This is a genomic window from Pseudomonas sp. NFACC45 (assembly GCF_900113505.1).
GTDB classification, from domain to species: domain Bacteria; phylum Pseudomonadota; class Gammaproteobacteria; order Pseudomonadales; family Pseudomonadaceae; genus Aquipseudomonas; species Aquipseudomonas tehranensis.
This window is the reverse complement of the sequence record NZ_FOPO01000010.1, coordinates 151,329-170,323: the sequence shown is the minus strand read 5'-3', so window position 1 is coordinate 170,323 and position 18,995 is coordinate 151,329. Positions and strand designations below refer to the sequence as shown.

The window sequence follows — 18,995 nt, the reverse complement described above, 5'->3', positions numbered from 1 at the left end:
TGGGGCGTTTTGCTATCTGCCACTTTTGTCTGGATACCGGTTTATGAGCGCACCTCGTGAAACCATCGCCGCCGTTGCAACTGCCCAAGGTCGCGGCGGAGTCGGCATTGTCCGTATTTCGGGACCTTTGGCCAGCGTTGCGGCCAAGGCCATCAGCGGTCGAGAACTCAAACCGCGGTTTGCTCACTACGGCCCTTTTTTCAGTGATGACCAGCAAGTGCTCGATGAAGGCCTGGCTTTGTATTTTCCCGGTCCCAACTCGTTTACCGGCGAAGATGTGCTGGAACTGCAAGGCCATGGCGGTCCGATCGTCCTGGACATGTTGCTCAAGCGTTGCCTTGAACTGGGGTGTCGTCTTGCACGGCCAGGCGAGTTCAGCGAACGCGCATTCCTCAATGACAAGCTCGACCTGGCCCAGGCCGAAGCCATCGCTGATTTGATCGAAGCCAGTTCCGCACAGGCTGCGCGCAATGCGTTGCGTTCCCTGCAGGGTGCTTTTTCCCAGCGTGTGCATAACCTCACCGAGCAACTGATCGGCCTGCGGATCTACGTCGAGGCCGCGATCGACTTTCCTGAGGAAGAAATCGACTTTCTCGCCGATGGTCACGTGCTGAGCATGCTCGATAAAGTCCGCGATGAGTTATCCACAGTACTGCGCGAAGCCGGGCAAGGTGCCCTGTTGCGCGATGGTATGACGGTGGTGATCGCCGGAAGGCCAAATGCCGGCAAATCCAGCCTCCTCAACGCCTTGGCAGGCCGTGAGGCCGCGATTGTCACCGAGATCGCCGGCACCACCCGGGATATTCTGCGCGAACATATCCACATCGATGGCATGCCCCTGCATGTGGTCGACACGGCCGGCCTGCGCAATACCGACGACCATGTGGAAAAAATAGGCGTGGAGCGTGCGCTCAAAGCCATTGGCGAGGCTGACCGCGTGTTATTGGTGGTCGATGCTACGGCCCCGGAAGCGGATGATCCTTTCGCTTTGTGGCCAGAGTTTCTGGAAACCCGGCCTGACCCTTCGAAAGTCACGCTGATTCGTAACAAGGCCGACCTGACCGGGGAACCCGTGACCCTGGAGGTCAGTGCTGATGGCCACGTCACCATTAGCCTCAGCGCGAAATCCGCGGATATGGGACTGGAGTTGCTGCGCGAACATTTGAAGGCCTGCATGGGTTACGAGCAGACATCGGAAAGCAGCTTCAGCGCCCGCCGTCGGCACCTTGAGGCGTTGCGCCATGCCAGCGCGGCGCTGGAGCACGGTCGCGCGCAACTGACCCTCGCCGGCGCCGGTGAGCTACTGGCCGAAGATTTACGTCAGGCCCAGCAATCTCTCGGGGAAATTACCGGGGCCTTCAGCTCTGATGACCTGCTGGGTCGAATCTTCTCCAGCTTCTGCATCGGTAAATAACCCAATCCCTCAAGAACCGGGCTGCTATCGACCCTATAACGAGTCCATCCAGCCGGTTTTCTCCCCTTTTCTGGAACAATTGCCCTGCATGGCGGCTTGACTGTGGGCGGTGTCTGGATCAAAAGCCAGTTTTTCGAGGGATTAGGCCCTGTGAATAACTGGCCCTGAGCTCAGTTGATAAACCCCCTTCAAAACTGAAGATAACGGCCTCTGTGGATAACCATCCCATTCATCCACAGGCTTACACCGGTTATCCAACCCCCTCAGCCCCACATGGACACAGGGTTTTGAATCTCTGTACATATTGAATATAAAGGCCTTCAGAGCTTTATCCACAGAAATGCTGGTCAGTAAGAATAAACATAAAAACAAAGGTTTTATAAATTTCTTTCTTTTTAATTTCTTTAACCTCGACTTCTCCACAGCTGGTTAAATTTTGTGCAAAGGGTTCTTTAGGAAAGGGGAAGTCCCTATACTTGCCGACCTGGCTCGAAAAACGCCCAAAGCCAGGCTCAAACCTATTTTCCGAATTACCTGAATTAAGCAGGCACGAGGTGCGTGGTGGATTTCCCTTCCCGTTTTGAAGTGATCGTCATCGGCGGCGGTCATGCCGGTACCGAGGCAGCACTTGCATCAGCACGCATGGGGGCTAAAACCCTGTTGCTGACGCATAACGTGGAAACCCTCGGCGCCATGAGCTGCAACCCTGCCATTGGCGGGATCGGCAAAAGCCACCTGGTCAAGGAAATCGATGCCCTTGGCGGCGCGATGGCCATGGCCACCGATCAGGGTGGTATCCAATTTCGCGTATTGAACAGCCGCAAAGGCCCGGCCGTGCGGGCTACTCGTGCCCAGGCCGACCGTGTCCTGTACAAGGCCGCTGTCCGCGAAATCCTGGAAAACCAGCCGAACCTGTGGATATTTCAACAGGCAGCCGATGATCTGATCGTCGAGCAGGACCAGGTGCGCGGTGTTGTCACCCAGATGGGCCTGCGCTTCTTCGCTGATTCTGTGGTGCTGACCACCGGGACCTTCCTCGGTGGACTTATCCACATCGGCATGCAGAACTATTCCGGCGGTCGCGCAGGTGATCCCCCCTCAATCGCACTGGCTCAGCGTTTGCGTGAGCTGCCGTTGCGTGTCGGTCGCCTGAAAACCGGTACGCCACCGCGCATCGATGGCCGGTCTGTGGATTTCTCGGTGATGACCGAGCAGCCGGGCGATACGCCGATTCCGGTCATGTCGTTCATGGGCTCCAAAGCGCAGCACCCAAAACAGGTGAGCTGCTGGATCACCCATACCAACGCCCGCACTCACGAAATCATTGCTGCCAACCTGGATCGCTCGCCCATGTATTCTGGCGTGATCGAAGGTATCGGCCCGCGTTATTGCCCGTCGATCGAAGACAAGATCCATCGTTTTGCCGACAAGGAAAGCCATCAGGTCTTCATCGAACCCGAAGGCCTGACGACGCACGAGCTGTACCCAAACGGGATTTCCACCTCTCTGCCGTTTGACGTGCAACTGCAGATCGTCCAATCGATTCGCGGCATGGAAAACGCCCACATCGTTCGTCCGGGTTATGCCATCGAATACGATTACTTCGACCCGCGGGATCTGAAGTACAGCCTGGAAACCAAAGTCATCGGCGGCCTGTTCTTTGCCGGACAAATCAACGGCACCACCGGTTACGAAGAAGCCGGTGCCCAAGGCCTGCTGGCTGGCGCCAACGCCGCGCTGCGCGCCCAGGGCAAAGACAGTTGGTGCCCGCGCCGCGATGAGGCGTATATCGGTGTGCTTGTGGATGATTTGATTACCCTGGGTACCCAGGAGCCATATCGGATGTTTACCTCCCGTGCCGAATACCGCCTGATCCTGCGTGAAGACAACGCTGACCTGCGCCTGACCGAAAAAGGTCGTGAGCTGGGGCTGGTCGATGACGTTCGCTGGGCTGCGTTCTGCAAGAAACGCGAGAGTATCGAGCTGGAAGAACAGCGGCTGAAAAGCACTTGGGTTCGTCCCGGTACCGAGCAGGGCGATGCCATCGCGACCAAATTCGGCACACCGCTGACCCACGAATACAACTTGCTCAACTTGTTGAGCCGCCCTGAAATCGATTATGCCGGGCTGGTGGAAGTGACCGGTCAAGGCGCGCAGGATCCGCAAGTGGCCGAACAGGTTGAGATCAAGACCAAATACGCCGGCTACATCGACCGTCAACAGGACGAAATCGCCCGACTGCGCGCCAGTGAAGATACGAAACTGCCTGTGGATATCGATTACACGGGCATTTCCGGGTTGTCGAAGGAAATCCAGAGCAAGCTCGGTGCTACTCGCCCTGAGACCCTGGGCCAGGCTTCGCGCATCCCCGGTGTGACCCCGGCGGCGATTTCCCTGTTGATGATTCATTTGAAAAAACGCGGCGCGGGCCGTCAGTTGGAGCAAAGCGCTTGAGTTCGATGGTCACCTCGCAACACGCCGAAGAGTTATCCACAGGTGCCCGTCAGCTCGGCGTCAGCCTGACCGAAGCCCAGCACGCGCAACTGCTGGGCTATCTGGCCCTGTTGATCAAATGGAACAAGGCCTACAACCTGACCGCCGTGCGTGATCCGGATGAAATGGTTTCGCGGCATCTGCTCGACAGCCTCAGCGTCATGTCTTTCATCGAAGACGGTCGCTGGCTCGATGTCGGCAGTGGCGGTGGCATGCCGGGCATCCCGCTGGCGATCCTGTTTCCTGGCTCGCAAGTGACCTGCCTGGACAGCAACGGCAAGAAAACCCGCTTCCTGACCCAGGTCAAACTCGAACTCAAACTGGATAACCTGCAAGTTATCCACAGCCGTGTCGAAGCGTTCCAGCCTGCCCAGCCCTTCAACGGGATAATCTCCCGGGCATTCAGCAGCATGGAGAACTTCAGCAACTGGACTCGCCACCTGGGCGATGCCGATACGCGCTGGCTGGCAATGAAGGGCGTTCATCCGGCCGATGAGCTGGTAGCATTGCCGGCGGACTTCCACCTCGATAGCGAACACGCCCTGGCCGTACCCGGTTGCCAAGGCCAACGCCATCTGCTGATACTGCGCCGCACGGCATGATTGGGAATACAAGCAACAATGGCTAAGGTATTCGCGATAGCGAACCAGAAGGGTGGTGTGGGTAAAACCACCACCTGTATCAACCTCGCAGCATCCCTGGTCGCGACCAAGCGCCGGGTGTTGCTGATCGATCTCGATCCACAGGGCAACGCCACCATGGGTAGCGGTGTGGATAAACATGGCCTGGAAAACTCCATTTACGATGTCCTGATCGGCGAATGCGATCTGGGCCAGGCCATGCATTTCTCCGAACACGGCGGTTATCAACTGCTGCCGGCCAACCGTGACCTGACGGCGGCCGAAGTGGTTCTGCTGGAAATGCAGATGAAGGAAAGCCGCTTGCGCAGCGCCTTGGCGCCGATTCGGGAAAATTACGATTACATCCTGATCGACTGCCCACCGTCGCTTTCGATGCTGACCCTCAACGCCCTGGTGGCCGCCGATGGGGTGATTATCCCCATGCAGTGCGAGTACTTCGCCCTCGAAGGGTTAAGCGACCTTGTGGATAACATCAAGCGCATTGCCGAACTGCTGAACCCGGAGCTGAAAGTCGAGGGCCTGCTGCGGACGATGTATGACCCGCGCCTGAGCCTGATGAACGACGTATCGGCCCAGCTCAAGGAACACTTCGGCGAGCAGCTCTACGACACGGTCATTCCGCGTAACATCCGTTTGGCCGAAGCGCCGAGCTACGGTATGCCGGCCCTGGCCTACGACAAACAATCCCGGGGTGCGTTGGCCTACCTGGCCCTGGCGGGCGAGATGGTTCGCCGTCAGCGCCGAAACCCACGCACCGCTGCTGCCCAGCCAACTTAAGGAAACCCCATGGCCGTCAAGAAACGAGGTCTCGGACGTGGACTGGATGCACTGCTCAGTGGTCCCACTGTCAGTTCGCTGGAAGAGCAGGCCGTACAAGTCGATCAGCGCGAGCTGCAACACTTGCCCCTGGACCTGATCCAGCGCGGCAAGTATCAGCCGCGTCGGGACATGGATCCGCAGGCGCTGGAAGAGCTCGCCCAGTCGATCAAGAGCCAGGGCGTGATGCAGCCGATTGTGGTTCGGCCGATCGCCAACGGGCGCTTCGAGATCATCGCCGGCGAACGCCGCTGGCGCGCCAGCCAGCAGGCCGGCCAGGAAACCATTCCGGCGATGGTCCGCGATGTACCGGATGAAACCGCCATCGCCATGGCGCTGATCGAGAATATCCAGCGCGAAGACCTCAACCCGATCGAAGAGGCTGTGGCCCTGCAGCGTTTGCAGCAGGAATTCCAGTTGACTCAACAGCAGGTCGCCGAGGCGGTAGGTAAATCCCGCGTGACCGTGGCTAACCTGTTGCGCCTGATTGCGTTGCCGGAAGTCATCAAGACCATGCTGTCCCATGGTGATCTGGAGATGGGGCACGCCCGGGCATTGCTCGGTTTGCCGGAAAATCAACAGGTTGAAGGGGCGCGACACGTTGTCGCACGAGGTCTGACCGTGCGCCAGACCGAGGCACTGGTTCGTCAGTGGCTCAGTGGTAAACCGGCCCCTGTCGAAGCACCGAAAACCGATCCGGATATCGCACGCCTGGAACAGCGCCTGGCCGAGCGCCTAGGCTCTGCGGTGCAGATTCGCCACGGCAAGAAGGGCAAAGGGCAATTGGTGATCGGTTATAACTCCCTCGATGAGCTGCAAGGTGTCCTTGCGCACATTCGCTGAAACAATTGCTCTTGTAGCGCGCAGTCGGAAATCACTACCTGGCAGTTGAATAGGGGCAGAACCGCCCCTATACTCTGCGCGCATTTTGTCGGCACAAATTATGCCAAGTTATTGAATTATGGCGGCCGATCATTGGAGAGCAAAAGCGATGGAAACACGCACGCCAAACCGCTTGCCGTTCCATCGTCTGGCTGTTTTCCCGGTGTTGATGACCCAATTCGTCGTTGTACTGATCGCTGCTTTGGCGCTCTGGCAATGGAAGGGAGTCGTCGCCGGATACTCAGGGCTTTGCGGAGGCCTGATAGCCTTGCTTCCCAATATTTATTTCGCTCACAGGGCATTTCGGTTTTCCGGCGCCCGAGCAGCCCAAGCCATCGTCCGGTCTTTTTATGCCGGTGAGGCGGGGAAACTGATTTTGACGGCAGTGCTGTTTGCATTGACGTTCGCAGGTGTGAAGCCACTGGCGCCGCTGGCTGTATTCAGCGTCTTCGTGCTGACCCAACTGGTTAGCTGGTTCGCTCCCCTGCTAATGAGAACAAGACTTTCGAGACCTTAGGGCGTTTGAGGCAACCATGGCAGAGACAACCGCTTCGGGCTATATCCAGCACCACTTGCAGAACCTGACCTTCGGGCAGCTACCCAATGGCGGCTGGGGCTTTGCTCACACCGCAGCAGAAGCCAAGGAAATGGGCTTCTGGGCCTTCCACGTCGATACCCTCGGCTGGTCGGTCGCACTGGGTCTGATCTTCGTGCTTCTTTTCCGCATGGCGGCGAAGAAGGCGACTTCCGGTCAGCCTGGTGCACTGCAGAACTTCGTTGAAGTATTGGTCGAATTCGTCGATGGCAGCGTGAAAGACAGCTTCCATGGCCGTAGCCCGGTAATCGCACCGCTGGCACTGACCATCTTCGTCTGGGTGTTCCTGATGAACGCCATCGACCTGGTACCGGTCGACTGGATTCCTCAGCTGGCCATCCTGATCTCCGGCGATTCGCACATCCCGTTCCGCGCCGTGTCGACTACCGACCCGAACGCGACCCTGGGCATGGCGTTCTCGGTTTTCGCACTGATCATTTTCTACAGCATCAAGGTCAAGGGCATCGGCGGTTTCATCGGCGAACTGACCCTGCACCCGTTCGGCAGCAAGAACATTTTCGTTCAGGCCCTGCTGATCCCGGTGAACTTCCTTCTGGAGTTCGTGACCCTGATCGCCAAACCGATCTCCCTGGCCCTGCGTCTGTTCGGCAACATGTATGCCGGCGAGCTGGTGTTCATCCTGATCGCCGTGATGTTCGGCAGCGGTCTGCTCTGGCTCAGCGGCCTGGGTGTAGTTCTGCAGTGGGCGTGGGCTGTGTTCCACATCCTGATCATCACCCTGCAGGCGTTCATCTTCATGATGCTGACCATCGTCTACCTGTCGATGGCGCACGAAGAAAACCATTAAGGCCAGTCTCGACTAGTCTGATGTCCTTCCCGGTCACACGGGAAGGGGCCCGAACGGGCTTGATGAAACGATTTGTTTTACCGCTTTAATCTAAAAAACCTAAACCATACGACGTAAAAGTCGGGAGGAAAGATGGAAACTGTAGTTGGTCTAACCGCTATCGCTGTTGCACTGTTGATCGGCCTGGGCGCACTGGGTACCGCAATTGGTTTCGGCCTGCTGGGCGGCAAGTTCCTGGAAGGCGCCGCGCGTCAGCCAGAAATGGTTCCAATGCTGCAAGTTAAAATGTTCATCGTGGCTGGTCTGCTCGACGCCGTGACCATGATCGGTGTTGGTATCGCTCTGTTCTTCACCTTTGCGAACCCGTTCGTTGGTCAAATCGCTGGCTGATTACTCGGATGTCTCGAGTAGATTGGTGTGATGGACAACGTAACTGCGAGGTGTTGGCGTGAACATTAATGCGACCCTGATTGGCCAGTCCGTTGCGTTCCTGATTTTTGTACTGTTCTGCATGAAGTTCGTATGGCCTCCGGTCATTGCGGCATTGCACGAACGTCAAAAGAAGATCGCGGATGGTCTGGACGCTGCCAGCCGTGCAGCTCGCGACCTGGAGTTGGCCCATGAGAAAGTGGGTCAGCAACTGCGCGAAGCGAAAGCTCAGGCAGCTGAAATCATCGAGCAAGCCAAGAAACGCGGTACCCAGATTGTCGACGAAGCCCGTGAACAGGCTCGCGTCGAAGCTGACCGTGTGAAGGCTCAGGCTCAAGCCGAGATCGAACAGGAACTGAACAGTGTCAAAGACGCCCTGCGTGCCCAAGTGGGTAGCCTGGCCGTTAGCGGTGCTTCGAAGATCCTGGGTGCCACAATCGATCAAAACGCGCACGCAGGGCTGGTTGACAAACTGGCTCGCGAAATCATCTAAGCGAGGGCGATCATGGCAGAACTGACCACGTTGGCCCGACCTTACGCTAAGGCGGCCTTCGAGCACGCTCAGGCCCACCAGCAACTGGCCAATTGGTCAGCCATGCTCGGCCTGGCAGCAGCGGTGTCACAAGACGACACCATGCAGCGCGTGCTCAAGGCCCCGCGACTGACGAGCGCAGAAAAGGCCGCCACGTTCATTGACGTGTGCGGCGACAAGTTCGATGCCAAGGCACAGAATTTCATTCACGTCGTTGCCGAAAACGACCGTCTCCCGCTTCTGCCGGAGATCGCCGCTCTTTTCGACCTGTACAAGGCCGAGCAAGAGAAGTCGGTAGACGTGGAAGTGACCAGTGCTTTTGCATTGAACCAAGAACAGCAAGACAAACTCGCCAAGGTTCTCAGTGCACGACTCAACCGGGAAGTGCGTCTGGACGTTACGGAAGACCCTGCCTTGATTGGTGGTGTCGTTATCCGCGCCGGTGACCTGGTTATCGATGGCTCGATTCGCGGCAAAATCGCGAAACTTGCCGAAGCATTGAAATCTTGAGTTTGAAGGGGCAGCAGAGCAATGCAGCAACTCAATCCTTCCGAAATAAGTGAAATTATCAAGGGCCGCATCGACAAGCTCGATGTGACCTCCCAAGCCCGTAACGAAGGCACTGTCGTCAGCGTATCTGACGGCATCGTGCGGATTCACGGTCTGGCCGACGTCATGTACGGCGAAATGATCGAGTTTCCGGGCGGCGTCTACGGTATGGCCCTCAACCTGGAGCAAGACTCTGTAGGTGCCGTGGTATTGGGCGCGTACACGTCTCTGGCTGAAGGCATGAGCGCCAAGTGCACCGGCCGCATCCTCGAAGTTCCGGTTGGTAAGGAACTGCTGGGTCGCGTAGTCGACGCACTGGGTAACCCAGTTGACGGCAAAGGTCCGCTGAACAACACCGAGACCGATGCGGTCGAGAAAGTTGCTCCAGGCGTGATCTGGCGTAAGTCGGTAGACCAGCCTGTACAGACTGGCTACAAGGCTGTCGATGCCATGATCCCTGTCGGCCGTGGCCAGCGTGAGCTGATCATTGGTGACCGTCAGATCGGTAAGACCGCTCTGGCAATCGACGCGATCATCAACCAGAAGAACAGCGGCATTTTCTGCGTCTACGTGGCAATCGGTCAGAAGCAATCGACCATCGCCAACGTGGTTCGCAAGCTGGAAGAAAACGGCGCCCTGGCCAACACGATCATCGTGGCTGCCAGTGCTTCGGAATCTCCTGCGCTGCAGTTCCTGGCACCGTACTCCGGTTGCACCATGGGCGAATACTTCCGCGACCGCGGTGAAGACGCGCTGATCGTTTATGACGATCTGTCCAAGCAGGCAGTGGCTTACCGCCAGATCTCCCTGCTGCTGCGCCGTCCACCAGGCCGTGAAGCTTACCCAGGCGACGTGTTCTATCTCCACTCCCGTCTGCTGGAGCGCGCATCCCGCGTTTCGGAAGAGTACGTAGAGAAGTTCACCAACGGCGCAGTGACCGGCAAAACCGGTTCCCTGACCGCACTGCCGATCATCGAAACCCAGGCTGGCGACGTTTCCGCGTTCGTTCCGACCAACGTGATTTCCATCACCGACGGTCAGATCTTCCTGGAATCGGCCATGTTCAACTCCGGGATCCGTCCTGCTGTGAACGCCGGTGTTTCGGTATCCCGTGTGGGTGGTGCCGCTCAGACCAAGATCATCAAGAAGCTCTCCGGTGGTATCCGTACCGCTCTGGCTCAGTACCGTGAACTGGCGGCATTCGCCCAATTCGCGTCTGACCTGGACGAAGCGACCCGTAAGCAACTTGAGCATGGTCAGCGCGTTACCGAGCTGATGAAGCAGAAGCAATACGCTCCGATGTCGATTGCTGACATGGCGTTGTCGCTGTATGCCGCTGAACGTGGGTTCCTGACTGACGTCGAAATCGCCAAGGTCGGCAGCTTTGAACAAGCGCTGATTGCTTACTTCAACCGCGATCACGCCGATTTGATGGCGAAGATCAACGTGAAGGGTGACTTCAATGACGAAATCGACGCTGGCATGAAAGCCGGTATCGAGAAGTTCAAGGCCACCCAAACCTGGTAAGCCGCAGCGGGAGTCGCAAGGCTCCCGCTTGCTAACCTGATAGGTGTTACATGGCAGGCGCAAAAGAGATTCGCAGTAAGATTGCGAGCATCAAAAGCACGCAAAAGATTACCAGCGCCATGGAAAAAGTGGCGGTCAGCAAAATGCGCAAGGCACAAATGCGCATGGCTGCTAGCCGTCCCTACGCGGAGCGCATCCGCCAGGTAATTGGTCATCTGGCCAACGCCAACCCGGAATATCGCCACCCGTTCATGATCGAGCGCGCCATCAAGCGCGTCGGTTACGTTGTGGTGAGCAGTGACCGTGGTCTGTGCGGTGGCTTGAACACCAACCTGTTCAAGGCCCTGGTCAAGGACATGGCTGTAAACCGTGAACAAGGCGTCGAGATCGATCTGTGCGTGATTGGTAGCAAGGGTGCGGCTTTTTTCCGCAACTTCGGCGGTAACGTCGTTGCAGCTATCAGCCACCTGGGTGAAGAGCCGTCGATCAATGATCTGATCGGCAGCGTCAAGGTGATGCTGGATGCTTACCTGGAAGGCCGTATTGACCGCCTGTCCGTGGTATCCAACAAGTTCATCAACACCATGACGCAACAGCCTACCGTGGAGCAGTTGATTCCACTGGTGGCGACCCCGGAACAGGAACTCAAGCACCACTGGGACTACCTCTACGAACCGGATGCCAAAGAGCTGCTTGACGGCTTGATGGTCCGCTACGTGGAGTCGCAGGTTTACCAGGCGGTGGTCGAGAACAACGCAGCTGAACAAGCGGCGCGGATGATCGCGATGAAGAACGCTACCGACAACGCCGGTGATCTGATCAGTGATTTGCAGCTGATCTACAACAAGGCGCGTCAGGCTGCGATCACCCAAGAGATCTCGGAAATCGTCGGCGGCGCTGCCGCGGTTTAACGGTTCAAATATTCAGAGGATCCAGCTATGAGTAGCGGACGTATCGTTCAAATCATCGGCGCCGTTATCGACGTGGAATTTCCACGCGACAGCGTACCGAGCATCTACAACGCGCTGAAAGTACAAGGCGCGGAAACCACTCTGGAAGTTCAGCAGCAGCTGGGCGACGGCGTGGTTCGTACCATTGCGATGGGTTCCACCGAAGGCTTGAAGCGCGGTCTGGACGTGATCGACTCTGGCGCTGCCATCTCCGTACCGGTCGGTAAAGCGACCCTGGGCCGGATCATGGACGTACTGGGCAACCCGATCGACGAAGCTGGCCCGATCGCCACCGAAGAGCGCTGGGGCATTCACCGTCCTGCGCCATCCTTCGCTGAACAGGCAGGCGGCAACGACCTGCTGGAAACCGGCATCAAGGTTATCGACCTGGTTTGCCCGTTCGCCAAGGGCGGTAAAGTCGGTCTGTTCGGTGGTGCCGGTGTGGGCAAGACCGTAAACATGATGGAACTGATCCGTAACATCGCCATCGAGCACAGCGGTTATTCCGTGTTCGCCGGTGTGGGTGAGCGTACTCGTGAGGGTAACGACTTCTACCACGAGATGAAGGATTCCAACGTTCTGGACAAAGTGGCACTGGTTTACGGTCAGATGAACGAGCCGCCGGGAAACCGTCTGCGCGTAGCTCTGACCGGCCTGACCATGGCCGAGAAGTTCCGTGACGAAGGTAACGACGTACTGTTGTTCGTCGACAACATCTACCGTTACACCCTGGCCGGTACTGAAGTATCCGCACTGCTGGGCCGTATGCCTTCGGCAGTAGGTTACCAGCCGACCCTGGCTGAAGAGATGGGCGTTCTGCAAGAACGTATCACTTCGACCAAGGAAGGTTCGATCACCTCGATCCAGGCGGTATACGTACCGGCGGACGACTTGACCGACCCGTCGCCAGCGACCACCTTCGCCCACTTGGACGCCACCGTCGTTCTGTCCCGTGACATCGCTTCCCTGGGTATCTACCCAGCGGTAGATCCACTGGATTCGACTTCGCGTCAGCTGGACCCGAACGTGATCGGCCAAGAGCACTACGACACCGCTCGCGGCGTTCAGTATGTGCTGCAGCGCTACAAAGAGCTGAAGGACATCATTGCGATCCTGGGTATGGACGAGCTGTCGGAAACCGACAAGCAGTTGGTATCCCGCGCTCGTAAGATCCAGCGCTTCTTGTCGCAGCCGTTCTTCGTGGCTGAAGTCTTCACCGGTGCCTCGGGTAAATACGTTTCCCTGAAAGACACCATTGCTGGCTTCAAAGGCATCCTCAACGGTGACTACGACCACCTGCCAGAACAAGCGTTCTACATGGTCGGCGGCATCGAAGAAGCGATCGAGAAAGCCAAGAAACTGTAATCCCGGCGCCCGGCAACGGGCGCTAATTTAGGTTGAGGCAATCAGATGGCTATGACAGTCCATTGCGATATCGTCAGTGCGGAAGGGGAAATCTTCTCCGGTCTGGTCGAGTTTGTGGTTGCGCACGGTGAGCTGGGTGATCTTGGTATCGCCCTGGGTCACGCACCGCTGATCACCAGCTTGAAGCCAGGTCCGATTACTCTGACCAAGCAGGGCGGGGAAAGGGAGGTGTTCTACATCTCCGGCGGTTTCCTCGAGGTTCAGCCGAACATGGTCAAGGTCCTTGCCGACACCGTGCAACGTGCCGCCGACCTGGACGAGGCCTCTGCTCAGGAAGCCGTCAAGGCTGCCGAGAAGGCTTTGCACGAGCGGGGCGCGGAGTTCGACTACGGTTCTGCTGCCGCACGTCTGGCCGAGGCCGCAGCTCAGCTGCGCACCGTCCAGCAGATCCGCAAGAAGTTCGGCGGCTAAGCCGTCTGCTTTCTGTGCGATTGATTAAAAAGGGTAGCCTCGGCTACCCTTTTTTCTTTTCCCGATACTTATCATCTGGTCGCAGCCGCTGACCACCCAGGATTGGTAGCCAGTCATGTCTCTCGAAATCGTTATCCTCGCGGCGGGTCAAGGCACTCGCATGCGTTCGGCGCTGCCCAAGGTATTGCACCCGGTGGCCGGCAACTCCATGCTCGGTCATGTTATCCACAGCGCCCGGCAACTTGATCCACAGCGCATTCACGTGGTGATCGGCCACGGGGCGGATGCTGTGCGTGAGCGCCTGGCGGCGGATGACCTTAATTTTGTCCTGCAGGATAAACAACTGGGGACCGGCCACGCGGTGGCCCAGGCGGTGCCATTTATTACCGCTGATACGGTACTGATTCTCTACGGCGACGTTCCGCTGATTGAAGTCGATACCTTGCAGCGTCTGCTCAAGCACGCTGCTCCCCAGCAATTGGGCCTGTTGACCGTCGAGCTGGACGACCCCACTGGTTACGGCCGCATTGTGCGCAACGCCGACGGCCAGGTAACAGCGATTGTCGAGCAAAAGGACGCCAACGAAACCCAGCGCGCGATCACCGAAGGCAACACCGGGATCCTTGCCGTGCCGGCTGAGCGACTGGGCGACTGGATGAGTCGTTTGTCGAACAACAATGCCCAGGGCGAGTACTACCTGACCGATGTGATTGCCATGGCTGTCAACGATGGGCTGGTGGTCGCCACCGAGCAGCCGCTGGATGCCATGGAAGTGCAGGGCGCCAACGATCGCCGGCAACTGGCTGAACTGGAGCGTCACTATCAATTGCGCGCCGCCCGCCGCCTGATGGCGCAGGGCGTGACCCTGCGCGACCCGGCCCGTTTCGACGTGCGCGGTGAAGTCAGCGTCGGCCGCGATGTGGTCATCGACATCAACGTTATCCTCGAAGGCAAGGTCATCATTGAGGACGACGTGGTCATTGGCCCGAACTGTGTGATCAAGGACAGCACCCTGCGCAAAGGAGTGGTGATCAAGGCCAACAGTCACCTCGAGGGCGCCGTGATGGGCGAAGGCAGCGACGCTGGCCCATTTGCTCGCCTGCGTCCGGGTACCGTGCTGGAAGCCCGCGCCCATGTGGGTAACTTCGTCGAGCTCAAGAATGCCCACATGGGCGAAGGCGCCAAGGCCGGTCACCTGACCTATCTGGGTGACGCTGAAATCGGTGCACGCACCAACATTGGCGCCGGCACCATCACCTGCAATTACGACGGTGCCAATAAGTATCAGACGACTATTGGTGAGGACGTGTTCATCGGCTCCAATAATTCGCTGGTTGCACCGGTGACCATCGGTGATGGATCAAATACCGCAGCAGGTTCAACCATCAATCAGGATGTGGATAAGTCCCAACTGGCTGTGGCCCGTGCGCGGCAGCGCAACATCGATGGCTGGAAGCGCCCGGTAAAGATCAAGAAAAGCTAAGTTATCCACACATCCTCTGTGGCAGCGGGCTTGCTCGCGAAAGTGGTGTATCAGGTAAAGCAGTACCCGCCTGACACGCCGCTTTCGCGAGCAAGCCCGCTCCCACATTGTGTTTATGATTTCTGAATTTTTCTTCCCTCGCCTTGACGATTTCGCTGCAATAGGTTTTGATTACTTACGTTATCTTTCGAATCGAAACTTATCCTTATGTCCAAGCGCAACACACCACAGCGCCGCCACAACATCCTTGCCTTGCTTCAAGAGCAGGGCGAAGTCAGTGTTGATGAGTTGGCCAAGCGCTTCGAAACCTCGGAAGTTACGATTCGCAAGGATCTCGCCGCGTTGGAAACCAATGGTTTGCTGCTACGTCGTTACGGTGGCGCGGTGCCCATGCCGCAGGAACTGGTCGCCGATAACGGGCAAGCCGTCTCCAAATACAAACAAGCCATTGCCCGGGCCGCCGTGAAGCGGGTCCGCGAACATGCGCGGATCATCATCGACAGCGGCAGCACCACCGCGGCAATGATTCCTCAGCTTGGACTGCAACCGGGGTTGGTGGTGATGACCAATTCTCTGCATGTCGCCAGTGCCCTGAGCGAGCTGGAGCATGAACCGGTGCTGTTGATGACCGGTGGCACCTGGGATCCTCATTCCGAGTCGTTCCAGGGCCAGGTCGCGGAGCAGGTCCTGCGCTCCTACGATTTCGACCAGTTGTTTATCGGTGCCGACGGGATCGATCTGGTCCGAGGCACCACCACCTTTAACGAACTGCTGGGCCTGAGCCGTGTGATGGCTGAGGTTGCCCGCGAAGTGATCGTGATGGTGGAGGCCGACAAGATCGGCCGAAAAATCCCCAACCTGGAACTGCCGTGGAGCAGCGTCCATACCCTCATTACCGATGATCGCCTGCCCGTGGAGGCCCGCGATCAGATTCAGGCCCGTGGGATCCATGTGATCTGCGCGTCTGTCAGCCAGGAGAAATAGCATGTGTGGAATTGTCGGCGCCGTTGCTGAACGCAACATTACTGCAATCTTGCTCGAAGGCCTCAAGCGCCTCGAATACCGCGGTTATGACAGCGCCGGTGTGGCGGTGTTTACCAACGACAAGAAGCTTGAGCGCATGCGACGCCCAGGCAAAGTCAGTGAACTGGAGCAAGCGCTGGACGCCGAGCCGCTGGTGGGGCGCCTGGGCATTGCCCACACCCGCTGGGCCACTCATGGCGCGCCGTGCGAGCGTAACGCCCACCCGCATTTCTCCGACAACCTGGCGGTCGTGCACAACGGCATTATCGAGAATCACGAAGCGCTACGTGAGCAACTCAAGGCACTCGGCTACGTATTCACCTCCGACACTGACACCGAAGTGATCGCCCATCTGCTGAATCATAAGCTTAAAGACCTGATGGACCTGGCTGCGGCGCTCAAGGCCACCGTCAAGGAACTGCACGGTGCCTATGGCTTGGCGGTGATCAGCGCCAAGCAGCCGGATCGTCTGGTAGCCGCCCGCAGCGGTAGCCCGTTGGTGATCGGTCTGGGCCTTGGGGAAAATTTCCTGGCTTCCGATCAGTTGGCACTGCGTCAGGTCACTGACCGCTTCATGTACTTGGAAGAGGGCGATATCGCCGAAATTCGCCGCGACAGCGTGCAGATCTGGGACATCGACGGCAAAGCCGTGGAGCGTGAGACTGTTCAATACCGTGACGGCGCCGAAGCCGCCGACAAGGGCGAGTTCCGCCACTTCATGCTCAAGGAAATCCACGAACAACCGGCTGTGGTGCAACGCACCCTGGAAGGCCGCATGAGCCAGAGCCAGGTGCTGGTCCAGGCGTTCGGGCCACAGGCCGCCGAGCTGTTCGCCAAGGTTCGCAACGTGCAGATCGTTGCCTGCGGCACCAGCTACCACGCCGGGATGGTTGCTCGTTACTGGCTGGAAGAGTTGGCCGGTATTCCGTGCCAGGTCGAAGTCGCCAGCGAATTCCGTTACCGCAAAGTGGTGGTGCAACCCGACACCCTGTTCGTGACCATTTCCCAGTCCGGTGAAACCGCCGACACCTTGGCTGCCCTGCGTAACGCCAAGGAGCTGGGTTTCCTCGCCAGCCTGGCGATCTGCAACGTGGGCATCAGCTCGTTGGTACGCGAATCCGACCTGACCCTGCTGACCCAGGCTGGCCGTGAAATCGGTGTGGCTTCGACCAAGGCGTTCACCACGCAATTGGTGGGGCTGCTATTGCTAACCCTGTCCCTGGGCCAGGTACGCGGCACGCTGGGTGAGGGTGTCGAGGCAACACTGGTAGAAGAACTGCGCCGCCTGCCGACCCGCCTGGGCGAAGCCTTGGCCATGGACAGCACAGTGGAAAAGATCGCCGAGCTGTTTGCCGAGAAGAACCATACCCTGTTCCTGGGCCGTGGCGCCCAGTTCCCAGTGGCGATGGAAGGGGCCTTGAAGCTCAAGGAGATTTCCTACATCCATGCTGAAGCCTACCCGGCCGGTGAACTCAAGCACGGCCCCCTGGCCCTGGTGGACAACGACATGCCAGTGGTCACCGTGGCACCCAACAACGAGCTGCTGGAAAAGCTCAAGTCCAACTTGCAGGAAGTGCGCGCTCGTGGCGGCCAACTGATTGTCTTTGCTGACGAGAAGGCCGGCATGACCAATGGCGAAGGTACTCATGTGGTGCACATGCCGCACATTCACGACATCCTGTCGCCGATTCTCTACACGATCCCGCTGCAGTTGTTGTCGTACTACGTCGCCGTGCTCAAGGGCACTGATGTCGACCAACCGCGTAACTTGGCGAAGTCTGTGACAGTGGAGTAAAGCTCGGCAACCGGGACAGGGCGACTCGCTCGATCGTAACGGAACAGGAAAGCGGCTGGCGGCCTCGCGTTTGAATTCAGTGGAAACGGAGCGAGGTTGTTGGTCATCAAACACCTCTATACGTCGAGCGTTCTCGTTTCGCGAGGTGTTCGAAGCGCAGAGCGCCTGACCAGAACGGGCCTCGCCTGCCCACTCTCGGCTCCTTGTCGGAGCACTGGACAAGGCTGGTAGGGCATGTTCTATTCTTGTCTTTGATATGGGAAATTTCCTACAGGGTGGTTCGACTCTGATGAGGTGCTTCAGGATTAAAGCGCCTCCTCCAGATCGCTAGTCTCCGCCGTTGTCACTTATCAGGGATGATATTCATGCGAAGCGATAGTCCAACCAATAACAACGCGCCCGTGCAGCCCGTCGACGTGCACCAATTGCTCGATGCTGAGCTGAGCAAGCGTGGCCTTGGGCATTTCGAGGTCTATCAGTGCGGGCCGACGCTGGATGAAGCGGAAATCATCACCAATTATCCCGATGCGTTGGACCGCGGTGACTCTGCGGATGACTTCTACCAACGCGGTCAATTGCTGTCTTTGTCCAAGCGCCGCATAAAACCGTTTTTCTGGAGCGATGAAAACATTCTAGCGCCTGCAGCAGAAGCGGTCCCGGTGCCGGGGCCCTGTGCACCCGTCGGCGAGGGAGCCAGTTTTATCGTGCATGGCAATCGGGGTTTTTATTCCATCCTCAACCTGTGCAGCTTCGGCGAACACCAGCAGTTTCGCGAGAGAGTGCTGGCTAACAAAAGTGAGCTGCAGATGCTGCTGGTCTCGGTCTACGACGAGGCCTTGGAAAGCGACGTAGCCGTGCGCCCCCCCGTTTTACAGGAAACTGTACTCACGCCTCGGGAAACGGAGGTATTGTCCTGGACCAGCCTGGGCAAGACCTATAATGAAATAGCGCTCTTGGTTTCAATGAGCCCGCGCACCGTCAAGTTCCATATGAAGAATATCTTCAGCAAGTTGGATGTCACCAACGGAAAGTCCGCAATTTGCAAAGCCTTGCAACTGGGCTACATCCGCGAACAGGCCTGATCAGCAGGCATTCCCATCTGCCAGTGCGACGCCAGCCGGTGAATTTTCACCGGCTGCCGTGTGAGTGCGCGCGTAATTTGGCCCTACCTGTCTAAAAGGGCAGCTTGTTCGCGATCAAGCGGTGCTTTAGTTTTTTTGCG

18 protein-coding genes are annotated in these 18,995 nt (G+C 57.9%); all 18 read left to right on the top strand.

Annotated elements, in window-relative coordinates; translation table 11 throughout:
- The first annotated feature begins 43 nt into the window (after positions 1 to 43).
- The 18 genes from mnmE to BM132_RS19185 all read left to right on the top strand — a co-directional run bounded on the left by mnmE (position 44) and on the right by BM132_RS19185 (position 18,855).
- Positions 44 to 1,414, top strand: coding sequence for a tRNA uridine-5-carboxymethylaminomethyl(34) synthesis GTPase MnmE (gene mnmE, locus BM132_RS19270; RefSeq protein ID WP_092399619.1), 1,371 nt, complete (start codon positions 44 to 46; stop codon positions 1,412 to 1,414).
- Positions 1,415 to 1,975: 561 nt separating this feature from the next.
- The gene (mnmG, locus tag BM132_RS19265; RefSeq protein WP_092399837.1) at positions 1,976 to 3,868 is read left to right on the top strand and encodes a tRNA uridine-5-carboxymethylaminomethyl(34) synthesis enzyme MnmG; all 1,893 of its coding nucleotides are present in this window, start codon (positions 1,976 to 1,978) and stop codon (positions 3,866 to 3,868) included.
- A 5-nt stretch (positions 3,869 to 3,873) separates the two neighbouring features.
- A complete protein-coding gene (rsmG, locus tag BM132_RS19260; protein WP_171061291.1) occupies positions 3,874 to 4,509 on the top strand; it encodes a 16S rRNA (guanine(527)-N(7))-methyltransferase RsmG in 636 nt (211 codons plus the stop codon).
- 18 nt (positions 4,510 to 4,527) lie between these two features.
- Positions 4,528 to 5,325, top strand: coding sequence for a ParA family protein (locus BM132_RS19255; RefSeq protein ID WP_003187199.1), 798 nt, complete (start codon positions 4,528 to 4,530; stop codon positions 5,323 to 5,325).
- 9 nt (positions 5,326 to 5,334) lie between these two features.
- A complete protein-coding gene (locus BM132_RS19250) occupies positions 5,335 to 6,207 on the top strand; it encodes a ParB/RepB/Spo0J family partition protein (RefSeq protein ID WP_003207098.1) in 873 nt (290 codons plus the stop codon).
- Between the two features lie 148 nt (positions 6,208 to 6,355).
- Positions 6,356 to 6,763, top strand: a complete 408-nt coding sequence (locus tag BM132_RS19245) for a F0F1 ATP synthase subunit I (RefSeq protein WP_047230099.1) — start codon at positions 6,356 to 6,358, stop codon at positions 6,761 to 6,763.
- Positions 6,764 to 6,779: 16 nt separating this feature from the next.
- The gene (gene atpB, locus BM132_RS19240) at positions 6,780 to 7,649 is read left to right on the top strand and encodes a F0F1 ATP synthase subunit A (protein ID WP_092399617.1); all 870 of its coding nucleotides are present in this window, start codon (positions 6,780 to 6,782) and stop codon (positions 7,647 to 7,649) included.
- A 132-nt stretch (positions 7,650 to 7,781) separates the two neighbouring features.
- On the top strand, positions 7,782 to 8,039 hold the full coding sequence (gene atpE / locus BM132_RS19235) for a F0F1 ATP synthase subunit C (protein WP_003097235.1): 258 nt from the start codon (positions 7,782 to 7,784) through the stop codon (positions 8,037 to 8,039).
- Between the two features lie 58 nt (positions 8,040 to 8,097).
- Complete coding sequence (locus BM132_RS19230; RefSeq protein WP_092399615.1) at positions 8,098 to 8,571, top strand: F0F1 ATP synthase subunit B; 474 nt, start codon at positions 8,098 to 8,100, stop codon at positions 8,569 to 8,571.
- Positions 8,572 to 8,583: 12 nt separating this feature from the next.
- Positions 8,584 to 9,120: a F0F1 ATP synthase subunit delta gene (locus tag BM132_RS19225; protein WP_047230096.1), complete on the top strand. Its 537-nt coding sequence runs from the start codon at positions 8,584 to 8,586 to the stop codon at positions 9,118 to 9,120.
- A 21-nt stretch (positions 9,121 to 9,141) separates the two neighbouring features.
- Entirely contained in the window at positions 9,142 to 10,686 is a 1,545-nt protein-coding gene (gene atpA, locus BM132_RS19220; protein WP_025216279.1) for a F0F1 ATP synthase subunit alpha, read from the top strand.
- 50 nt (positions 10,687 to 10,736) lie between these two features.
- Positions 10,737 to 11,597 carry a F0F1 ATP synthase subunit gamma gene (gene atpG / locus BM132_RS19215; protein WP_092399613.1) on the top strand — a complete coding sequence of 287 codons (861 nt, stop codon included), beginning with the start codon at positions 10,737 to 10,739 and terminating at the stop codon, positions 11,595 to 11,597.
- Positions 11,598 to 11,624: 27 nt separating this feature from the next.
- Positions 11,625 to 13,001 carry a F0F1 ATP synthase subunit beta gene (atpD, locus tag BM132_RS19210; protein WP_092399611.1) on the top strand — a complete coding sequence of 459 codons (1,377 nt, stop codon included), beginning with the start codon at positions 11,625 to 11,627 and terminating at the stop codon, positions 12,999 to 13,001.
- Between the two features lie 45 nt (positions 13,002 to 13,046).
- Positions 13,047 to 13,472 carry a F0F1 ATP synthase subunit epsilon gene (locus BM132_RS19205; protein ID WP_060739915.1) on the top strand — a complete coding sequence of 142 codons (426 nt, stop codon included), beginning with the start codon at positions 13,047 to 13,049 and terminating at the stop codon, positions 13,470 to 13,472.
- A gap of 115 nt (positions 13,473 to 13,587) precedes the next feature.
- Positions 13,588 to 14,955, top strand: coding sequence for a bifunctional UDP-N-acetylglucosamine diphosphorylase/glucosamine-1-phosphate N-acetyltransferase GlmU (gene glmU / locus BM132_RS19200; RefSeq protein WP_092399609.1), 1,368 nt, complete (start codon positions 13,588 to 13,590; stop codon positions 14,953 to 14,955).
- Positions 14,956 to 15,162: 207 nt separating this feature from the next.
- Complete coding sequence (locus tag BM132_RS19195) at positions 15,163 to 15,939, top strand: DeoR/GlpR family DNA-binding transcription regulator (RefSeq protein WP_092399607.1); 777 nt, start codon at positions 15,163 to 15,165, stop codon at positions 15,937 to 15,939.
- Position 15,940: 1 nt separating this feature from the next.
- Positions 15,941 to 17,773: a glutamine--fructose-6-phosphate transaminase (isomerizing) gene (glmS, locus tag BM132_RS19190; protein WP_092457889.1), complete on the top strand. Its 1,833-nt coding sequence runs from the start codon at positions 15,941 to 15,943 to the stop codon at positions 17,771 to 17,773.
- A gap of 365 nt (positions 17,774 to 18,138) precedes the next feature.
- Positions 18,139 to 18,855 (top strand): helix-turn-helix transcriptional regulator, encoded by a 717-nt coding sequence (locus BM132_RS19185; protein WP_092457886.1) that lies wholly within the window; start codon positions 18,139 to 18,141, stop codon positions 18,853 to 18,855.
- The last annotated feature ends 140 nt before the right edge of the window (positions 18,856 to 18,995 follow it).